This window comes from Nocardioides sp. P5_E3, from assembly GCF_054049275.1.
Genome location: NZ_JBFUMR010000004.1, coordinates 182,473 through 191,688, shown reverse-complemented (window position 1 = coordinate 191,688; position 9,216 = coordinate 182,473). Strand labels below are relative to the sequence as shown.

The 9,216-nt window shown below is 73.7% G+C and carries 8 protein-coding genes and 1 pseudogene; all 9 read left to right on the top strand.

Annotated elements, in window-relative coordinates; all coding sequences use genetic code 11:
* Window positions 1-313: pseudogene (locus ACXJKB_RS03945) on the top strand (hypothetical protein); the annotation flags it as partial.
* A gap of 1 nt (window position 314) precedes the next feature.
* Window positions 315-1,379, top strand: coding sequence for a type III polyketide synthase (locus ACXJKB_RS03940; RefSeq protein ID WP_457185612.1), 1,065 nt, complete (start codon window positions 315-317; stop codon window positions 1,377-1,379).
* Window positions 1,376-1,939 (top strand): isoprenylcysteine carboxyl methyltransferase family protein, encoded by a 564-nt coding sequence (locus tag ACXJKB_RS03935; RefSeq protein ID WP_457185610.1) that lies wholly within the window; start codon window positions 1,376-1,378, stop codon window positions 1,937-1,939. The genes ACXJKB_RS03940 and ACXJKB_RS03935 overlap by 4 nt, the downstream gene beginning before the upstream one ends.
* On the top strand, window positions 1,932-2,972 hold the full coding sequence (locus ACXJKB_RS03930) for an NAD(P)/FAD-dependent oxidoreductase (protein WP_457185609.1): 1,041 nt from the start codon (window positions 1,932-1,934) through the stop codon (window positions 2,970-2,972). Before ACXJKB_RS03935 ends, ACXJKB_RS03930 begins: the two co-directional genes overlap by 8 nt.
* Window positions 2,969-3,589 (top strand): isopentenyl-diphosphate Delta-isomerase, encoded by a 621-nt coding sequence (gene idi, locus ACXJKB_RS03925; RefSeq protein WP_457185607.1) that lies wholly within the window; start codon window positions 2,969-2,971, stop codon window positions 3,587-3,589. The genes ACXJKB_RS03930 and idi overlap by 4 nt, the downstream gene beginning before the upstream one ends.
* A 103-nt stretch (window positions 3,590-3,692) precedes the next feature.
* Entirely contained in the window at window positions 3,693-5,792 is a 2,100-nt protein-coding gene (locus ACXJKB_RS03920; RefSeq protein ID WP_457185605.1) for a SpoIIE family protein phosphatase, read from the top strand.
* An 84-nt stretch (window positions 5,793-5,876) separates the two neighbouring features.
* On the top strand, window positions 5,877-6,446 hold the full coding sequence (locus tag ACXJKB_RS03915; RefSeq protein WP_457185603.1) for an ion channel: 570 nt from the start codon (window positions 5,877-5,879) through the stop codon (window positions 6,444-6,446).
* 123 nt (window positions 6,447-6,569) lie between these two features.
* Window positions 6,570-8,075 (top strand): MFS transporter, encoded by a 1,506-nt coding sequence (locus tag ACXJKB_RS03910; RefSeq protein ID WP_457185601.1) that lies wholly within the window; start codon window positions 6,570-6,572, stop codon window positions 8,073-8,075.
* A complete protein-coding gene (locus ACXJKB_RS03905) occupies window positions 8,072-9,190 on the top strand; it encodes an aminopeptidase P family protein (protein WP_457185599.1) in 1,119 nt (372 codons plus the stop codon). Before ACXJKB_RS03910 ends, ACXJKB_RS03905 begins: the two co-directional genes overlap by 4 nt.
* The last annotated feature ends 26 nt before the right edge of the window (window positions 9,191-9,216 follow it).

The window sequence follows — 9,216 nt, the reverse complement described above, 5'->3', positions numbered from 1 at the left end:
GCCCGCGGGGGCCGGCGCCGAGCACCGCCGCGTCGTACGCGCCCTGCTGGGCTCCCACCTGCGGCACACCTGGGCGGCGTCGCGGCTGGCGCAGTCGCCCCGCATCGTCGACGCCGGGATCCACGCCGCCGGCCGTGACCGCCACGCCTTCGACGCGCTCGTCGAGCTCGGCCTCGGCGACGGCCGCATCGACGCCCGGCTGGCGGGCGGGCTGCTGCGCAGCCTGGCCCGACCAGGCCGACCAGACCGACCAGACCGACCAGACCGGCCCGCACCTGACCTGCCTTCGACCCCCACACCCCGAGGTGGCTGACATGAGGATCCTCTCCGTACGAGGCGCACTGCCGCCCCACTCGCACCCGCAGGCCGAGATCACCGAGGCGTTCGGACAGTTCATCTCCGAGCGCAGCCTCGACCGGTCGCTGCTGCGCCGCTTCCACGCCAACGCCGGGGTCGAGCGACGGCACACGGTCCTCCCCCTCGACGAGTACGCCGGGCTCGGCGACTTCGGGCACGCCAACGACCTCTTCATCGAGCACGCCGTCGAGCTGGGCTCCCGCGCACTCGTCGACGCGCTCAAGGCCGCCGACCTCACCCCGTCCGACGTCGACCTCGTGGTCACCGCGACGGTGACCGGGCTCGCGGTGCCCTCGCTCGACGCCCGCATCGCCGCCCAGGTCGGGCTGCGGGAGGACGTGCGCCGGATGCCGCTGGTCGGGCTCGGCTGCGTGGCCGGGGCCGCCGGCATCGCCCGCGTCCACGACTACCTCCTGGGCCACCCCGACCACACGGCGGTGCTGATCGCCGTGGAGCTGTGCTCGCTGACCGTGCAGCGCGACGACGCCTCGGTACCCAACCTCGTGGCGAGCGGCCTCTTCGGTGACGGGGCGGCGGCCGTCGTCGCGGTCGGGGAGTCCGGCCGGTCCGGTCGGCCGGGACCGGTCGAGGTCCTCGACTCGCGCAGCCGGCTCTACCCCGACAGCGAGCGCACCATGGGCTTCGACGTCACGGGCAACGGCCTGCGCATCGTGCTCGACGCGGAGGTGCCCACCCTCGTGGGCCGCTTCGTGCGCGGCGACGTCGACGCCTTCCTCGCCGACCACGGGCTCACCCGCGCCGACATCGGCTGGTGGGTCTGCCACCCCGGCGGCCCCAAGGTGATCGAGGCGCTCGAGGAGGCGCTCGAGGTGCCCCGTGACGCCGTCCGGCTGACCTGGGAGTCGCTGGCCCGGGTGGGAAACCTGTCGTCGGTGTCGGTGCTCCAGGTCCTGGAGGACACCCTGCGCGAGCGCCCACCCGCCCCCGGCAGCCACGGCGTCCTGATGGCGATGGGACCGGGCTTCTGCTCCGAGCTCGTCCTGCTGAGGGCCGCGTCGTGACCGGGCTCGTCGCGTTCACCGTCCTGGTGGCGCTCGTCGGCCTGGAGCGGGTCGCCGAGCTCGTGGTGTCGACCCGCAACGCCCGGTGGAGCCGCGAGCGCGGCGGCGTCGAGCACGGCCTCGGGCACTTCCCGTTCATGGTCGTGCTGCACACCGCGCTGCTGGTCGGCGCGCTGGCGGAGGCGTGGATCCGGCAGCCGCAGGTGCCCTCCCTGCTGGCGTGGTCRATGCTCGCGCTCGTCATCGCGTCCCAGGCCCTGCGCTGGTGGTGCATCGCCACCCTCGGCCCGCGCTGGAACACCCGCGTGATCGTCGTGCCGGGGATGGCACCGGTGACGTCCGGGCCCTACCGGTTCCTCCGCCACCCCAACTACGTCGCCGTCGTGGTGGAGGGGATCGCGCTGCCGATGGTGCACGCCGCCTGGATCACTGCGCTGGTCTTCACCGTCCTCAACGCCGCGTTGCTCGTCGTACGCATCCGGGTGGAGGACGCGGCGCTCGCCACCCTGCCGCGTGCCGACGCGCCCACCGAGCCCCGGACGGAGGCCGCCGGTGCATGACCTCGTGGTGGCCGGCGGCGGTCCGGTCGGCCTCGCCGCGGCGCTGCACGCCCACCGCGCCGGGCTCTCCGTCGTCGTGCGCGAGCCCCGCACCGGCCCGATCGACAAGGCGTGCGGTGAGGGTCTGATGCCCGGTGCCGTCGCCGAGCTGGATGCCCTCGACGTCCACCCGCACGGTCGCGAGCTGACCGGGATCCGCTACCTCGACGGCTCGACCGACGGTCCCGGGGCGACGGCGAGGTTCGCCCGCGGGCCCGGACGCGGCGTGCGCCGCACCGTGCTCCACGACGCGCTGGCCGAGCGGGTCTCCGCCGCCGGCATCGCCATCGACCCCCGCCCCGTGGCCCGTGTCGACGATGCCGGCGACCACTTGCTCGTGGACGGAGAGCCGGCCCGACACCTCGTCGCCGCCGACGGCCTGCACTCGCCGGTGCGCCGCCTCGTCGGGCTCGACGTGCCCGTCGCCGGCCGGCGCCGCTTCGGGCTGCGCTGCCACGTGCAGCAGGCGCCGTGGTCGTCGTACGTCGAGGTGCACTGGTCGCCGCGCGCCGAGGCCTACGTGACCCCGGTCGACGACGACCTCGTCGGGGTGGCCGTCCTCGGCGCGGCCGGCTCGCGCTTCGAGGAGCTGATCGACGACTTCCCGCTGCTCCAGCAGCGGCTCACCGGTCCGCGCACGCGGGTGATGGGCGCGGGACCGTTGCGCCAGCGCGCACGCTCGCGGTCGGCGGGGCGGGTCCTCCTCGTCGGCGACGCCGCGGGCTACGTCGACGCCCTCACCGGCGAGGGCATCGCCCTCGGCCTGGCCCAGGCGCGCGTGGCCGTCGCGTGCATCGCCGACGGTCGCACCGAGCGCTACGACCGGCTGGCCGGCCGACTGGGCCTGCGCCACGAGCTCCTCACGCACGCCCTCCTGCGGGCCACCGCCCACTCCGCCGTCCGCAGGCGCCTCGTCCCGGCAGCGTCGAGGCTGCCGTGGCTCTTCGACACCGCCGTCAACCAGCTCGCCCGACCCGTGGGAAGGCCCGCATGACCACGACCGACGCCACCAGCACGACCGACACCGTCACGCCCGAGCTGGTGGTGCTGCTCGACGAGGACGGGCAGGCCGTCGGCACCGCCGACAAGGCGGGCGTCCACCACGCCGACACCCCGCTGCACCTCGCCTTCTCGTGCTACCTCTTCGACGACGCGGGCAACGTGCTGGTGACCCAGCGGGCAATGCACAAGCGCACGTTCCCCGGCGTGTGGACCAACAGCTGCTGCGGCCACCCGGCGCCCGGCGAGCCGCTCGAGGACGCCGTACGCCGCCGCGTCGAGCAGGAGCTCGGCACCACCGTCACCGACCTGCGGCTGGTGCTGCCCCGCTTCCGCTACCGCGCCGAGCAGGACGGCGTCGTGGAGAACGAGATGTGCCCGGTGTTCGTCGGGTCCGCCGCCGGGACGGTCTCCGCCGACCCCGACGAGGTCGCCGACGCCCGGTGGGAGCCGTGGGCGGCGTTCCGCGCCGCCGTCCTCGACGGCAGCCGCACGGTGTCGGTGTGGTGCCGCGAGCAGGTCGCCCAGCTGCCCGCCGACCCGTTGTCCGCGGCGGCCGCGGACGTCGAGGACCTCCCGCCCGCCGCGCAGGTCGTCCCCAGGCGGCCCTGAGGTTCCTCGTTCGGCGGCGCCGCGCCCGCGCGTGTGACACCCTGAGCGGTGCCTCGAGGACCGTGGGCCGCCGACCTGGCATGAGCTGGCATGAGAAGGACCTGTGACCGACGACGACGCCCCGCCGCCGACCTCTCGGTCCGTCCTCGACGCGGAGAGCGACCGCCTCGCGTGGCGCCTCGCCGTCGACGCCGCCGGCGTCGGGGCCTTCGTCTGGGACCTGGTGACGGGCGACCTCCGCTTCGACGAGCGGCTCCACGAGCTCTTCGGCCTCGACGAGGAGAGCTTCGGCGGGACCATCGAGGCCTTCAGCCGCTCCGTGCACCCCGACGACATCGGACGCGTCTCCGACGCCCTCCAGAGCGCCATCGCCACCTGCGGTGACTACGCCGCGGAGTACCGCGTGGTGCTGCCCGACGGGACCCTGCGCTGGATCGAGGCGCGCGGCCACGCCTTCGCCGACCAGCCCGACGGTCCGCCCGTCCGCCTGGTCGGGGCGGCGTACGACACCACCCAGGTGCGCGAGGGCGAGGCCCGCATGGGTCGCGTGCTCGAGTCGATGTCGTCGGCGTTCTTCCAGCTCGACCGCGAGTGGCGCTTCGCCTACGTCAACTCCGAGGCCGAGCGGCTGCTCGGCGCGACGCGGGTCCACCTGATCGGCGCCAGCATCTGGGACGCGTTCCCCGCCGCTGTGGGCAGCGCCTTCGAGGAGAACTACCGGGGTGCCGTCACGTCGGGCGAACCGGTGACCTTCGAGGCCTGGTACCCACCGCCGCTGAACGCCTGGTACGAGGTGCGCGCCTGGCCCTCCCCCGAGGGCCTGGCCGTCTACTTCGTCGACATCACCGCCCGCCGCGACGCCCAGGAGGCGCTGGACCGCTCCGCGCACCGCCTCGCACTGCTGGCGTCGGTGTCGGAGGCCCTCACCTCGACGCTCGATCCCACCGAGGGCGTCAGCCGGCTGGCCACCCAGCTGGTGCCCGAGCTCGCCGACTGGTGCTTGGTGACCCTCGTCGAGGACCCGAACGCCCCCGACTGGCGACGCGGGCTGCGCGACGTCGGCTGGTCGCACCGCGACCCCGCCATGGAGGACGTCCTGCGCGAGTACGCCGCCCGACGGCTGCGCGCGATGACCGACAGCTCCTACCTCGCCCAGGCGATCCGGGAGATGCAGCCGGTGCTGATGGAGTCCTCCGCGTCCGAGGCAGTGGCGGCGGTGCTGGAGCCCGGCACGGCGCGCGACCTGCTGCGCCGCCTGGCACCCTTCTCTGCGACGGTCGTCCCGCTGCGGGCCCGCGGCCGCACGGTCGGGGTGGTCAGCGCCTTCCGCGGCATCCACCGCACCCCGTTCACCGCCGACGACGTGTCCCTCCTCGAGGACATCGGCGCCCGCGCTGCGCTCGCGCTCGACAACGCCCGCCTCTACGAGTCGCAGCGCGACGTCTCCGAGGCCCTGCAGCGCAGCATGCTCACCGCACCGCCGCAGCGCCGCGGCCTCCAGGTCGCGACCCGCTACACCCCCGCCGGCGAGGCGGCCCGCATCGGCGGTGACTGGTACGACGCCTTCCTGCAGGGCAACGCCGCGGGCCCGACACCGGACATCGTGGTCGTCGTCGGCGACGTCGTCGGGCACGACGTGGAGGCGGCGGCCGCCATGGGGCAGGTGCGCGGCCTGCTGCGCGGCATCGCCGTGCACAGTGGCGACGCGCCCGCCGCGATCCTGTCCGGCCTCGACACGGTCATGCAGTCGCTGCAGCTCGAGACCACCGCCACCGCGGTCGTGGCCCGCTTCGAGCAGGTGGGCCCGGCCAGCAACGGCTCGGCCCAGGTCCTGCTGCGCTGGTCACATGCCGGGCACCCGCCGGCGCTGCTCGTCGACCACGACGGGACCGTCACCCGGCTCGCCGACGCCGACGCCAACGACCTGCTGCTCGGCTTCGACCCCGCAGCCGCCCGCCATGAAGGCGTGGTCGCGCTCCAGGCCGGGGCGACCCTCGTGCTCTACACCGACGGGCTCGTCGAGCGCCGTGACCGCGACATCGAGGAAGGCATCGAGGCACTGGAGCGGCTGCTCGCCGAGATGGCTCCCGGGACGACCGACCTCGACCTCCTCTGCGACCGGCTGCTGGGTGCCATGGCGAGCGAGGAGCAGGAGGACGACGTCGCCCTGCTCGTCGTCCGGTGGACTCCCGACGCGGCCTGAGCCACGTTCCTCCCGGGCGGCGCGCCACCGATCACCCACGTGGGGGGAGGCGGGTCCGGCGATGTATGCCGGAAGGTGCGCAGCATGAGCCAGCCCTGGGTCGCGGCTCCCCGACGAGAGGTCTGGGCGCACGGACTCTTCATGGTGGTCAGGGTCGTGCTGACGGTGTCGCTGCTCTGCGCGACGTACTTCCTGGTCCCGACGAGGCACCCGGGCAGCGGCTTCGGAGTGGGGTGGCTGGTCCTGCAGCTCTTGGTCTTCGCCGCGATCGTCGGCGCCCAGGTGCCGGCCATCATCCGGTCGAGGTACCCCGTGTTGCGGGCGATCGAGGCCCTGGCCTTGCTGGTCACCGTCTACCTGCTGATCTTCGCCCGGATCTACGTGGCGAACTCCCAGAACGACCCGGCGGGCTTCTCCAGCCCCCTCGGCCACGTCAACGCGCTGTACTTCACCGTGACCGTCTTCGCGACCGTCGGGTTCGGTGACATCGTGGCGCTGACCGAGAGCATGAAGCTGCTGGTGACCGCGCAGATGCTGCTCAACCTGGTGGTGCTCGGGCTGGGGATCAGGCTGCTCACCTCGGCGGCGCGGCGTGGCATCGCCCGTCGCGGGGGCCAGACCGACGTCGGGGAACCGGACCGGTCCGGTTTCTGAGGCGGCGCGTCCGGCCCGCTCCGTCCTGCCCATCGCCCACCGCGGGTGAGGGCAGTGCGTCGGGGCCGCCCGTACCGTCGGCCCGGAATGGTGTGGGCCCGGTCCGTGACGGGAAGGATCTCGATGAGCGACGTGGCCACAGGCAGGACCAGCAGGACGAAGGCGGCGGGCGGGGTCCTCGCGGCCACCTGCATCTCCACCTTGGTGGTGAACGCGAACACCTCGGCGGTGAGCATCCTGCTCCCGGCGATCTCCGAGGACACCGGCATGAGTCTCGACACGCTGCAGTGGGCCGTGACCGGATACTCGCTCGTCGGTGCTGCCGTGATCATCACGTCCGGCTCGCTGGGTGACGTGCTCGGGCGCAAGAAGGTCTTCCAGCTCGGCCTGGCGCTCTTCGTGATCTCGTGCGTGCTGATCGCGCTGGCCGAGTCCGGCGGCATGGTGATCGCCGGACGGCTGATCCAGGGTGCGGCCGGCGCCACGATCCTGGCCTGCGGCCTGAGCCTCCTGACGGTCGCGACGTCAGGAGACCAACGGCTGAAGTTCGTGTCGCTGTGGGGCGCCGCCGCCGCGGTCGGCGCAGCCGCCGGGCCGCTGCTCGGCGGCGTCCTCGTGGAGATCACCGGCTGGCAGGGTCTCTTCTGGATCGACGCGGGGGTGGCCGTCGGCTGCATGGCGCTGACCTACGCGACGGTCCAGGAGTCACGCGACGAGGCGCGGCCACGCTCCATCGACTACCTCGGCACTGTGCTGATCGCGCTCACGCTCGCACCGCTGATCTACGGCTTCACCAAGAGCGGCGACTGGGGGTGGATCTCCGCCGCGACGCTGGGTTGCTTCGCCGCCTCGGTCGTCGCCGGCTTCCTCTTCGTCAAGACCGAGCAGCGGGTCTCGGTGCCGCTGCTCGACCTCGCGCTGCTGCGCAACCGGATCCTGGTCGGCTCGACCCTGGCGATCCTCATCGGCGCCGGCACGATCAACGGGCTGATGTACCTGCTGAGCCTCTACTTCCAGAACCCCGCGGCGCTCGGCTTCAGTCCGCTCGAAGCGGGCGTGGCGACACTGCCGGCCACGGTCGGCCTGGTCGTGGTCGCCCCGCTCGTGCCGAGGCTGGCCAACCGGCTCGGCGGCCGCCAGGTGATCGGCGTCGGCTTCATCGCGATGGCCGCCGGGTTCGCGGTGATCGGGCTGGTCGACTCGGCATGGGCGTACACCGCGTTCCTGTTGCCGATCCTGGCGATCGCCGTCGGCATGGGCCTCAGCAACGGTCCCGCGTCGTCGGCCGCGACCGCGTCCGTCCCGCAGGAGCAGGTCGGCGGGGCCTCAGGGGTCTCGAACATGGCGCGGTACGTCGGCGCGGCGGTCGCGACCGCCTTGTGCGCCACGATCTACGCCAGCGTCCAGAGCAACCAGCTCGACGACGGCGCCAGCGCCGGCGACGCCCTGGCCTCGGGCCTGGCCGCCGCCTCGTGGCTGCTGGCCGCGATCAGCGCCCTCGGCATCCTCCTCGCCCTGGTCGCGATCCGTCGGCACAAGGCGGCCGAGGGCACCGCTGGGGACGCCGCCGCCTCGGCCGCGGCGCACCTGTACACGATCCCGACCACTGCCTCGGGCAGCGGGTCATGAGCGCGGTCCCCTTCACGCGGGACGACTACGCCGCGCGGATGGCGCGGGTCGTGGCCGACGGCGAGGCCGCCGGCGTCGACGGCGTGCTGGTGACGCCCGGCCCGGACCTGGTGTGGCTGACCGGCTACCAGCCGACCGCGATCACCGAACGGTTGACGGTGCTCGTCCTCACCACCGACCGAGAGCCGACCCTGCTGGTGCCGACCCTGGAGCGGCCGGACACCGAGCGCGCCGCCGGCACCGCCGCCACCACCCTCGTCGACTGGCTCGACGGCGCCGACCCGTACGCCGCGGCGAGCGCGCTGCTGCGTCCCGACGGTCGCTACGCGATCTCCGACGGCGCGTGGGCCATGCACCTGCTGGCTCTCCAGACAGTGCTGCCGCACACGGCGTACGACTCGATGACGACGCGGCTGCCGATGCTGCGCGCGGTGAAGGACGCCAACGAGCTCGCCCGGCTCGAGGCGGCGGGCGCGGCCGCGGACGCGACGTACGAGCAGATCCTGGGCGTGCGGTTCTCGGGGCGGAAGGAGACCGACGTGGCCGCCGACCTCGCCGGGCTGCTGCGCGAGCACGGTCACGAGCAGGTCGACTTCACGGTCGTCGGGTCGGGACCCAACGGCGCCAACCCGCACCACGAGGCCGGCGACCGGACCATCGAGGTCGGCGACTGCGTGGTGCTCGACTTCGGTGGGCTCATGTTCGGCTACGGGTCGGACACCAGCCGCACCGTCTGCGTCGGCGAGCCGTCCGACGACATCCGCGAGGTGCACGAGGTGGTACGACTCGCGCAGCAGGCCGGCGTCGACGCCGTACGCCCCGGCGTCGCGTGCCAGGAGGTCGACCGGGCGGCACGCGCCGTGATCACGGACGCCGGCTACGGCGAGCAGTTCATCCACCGCACGGGCCACGGCATCGGCACCACGACGCACGAGCCGCCGTACATGATCGAGGGCGAGGAGCAACCGCTGGTCCCGGGCATGTGCTTCTCGGTGGAGCCCGGCGTCTACCTCGCCGGCCGGTTCGGCGTTCGCATCGAGGACATCGTCACCGTCACCGACACCGCCGGGCGGCGGCTCAACAACACGGACCACGCGCTGCAGTTCGTCGAGTGACGGGCCCTCCCGTCGCCGCACCGGCG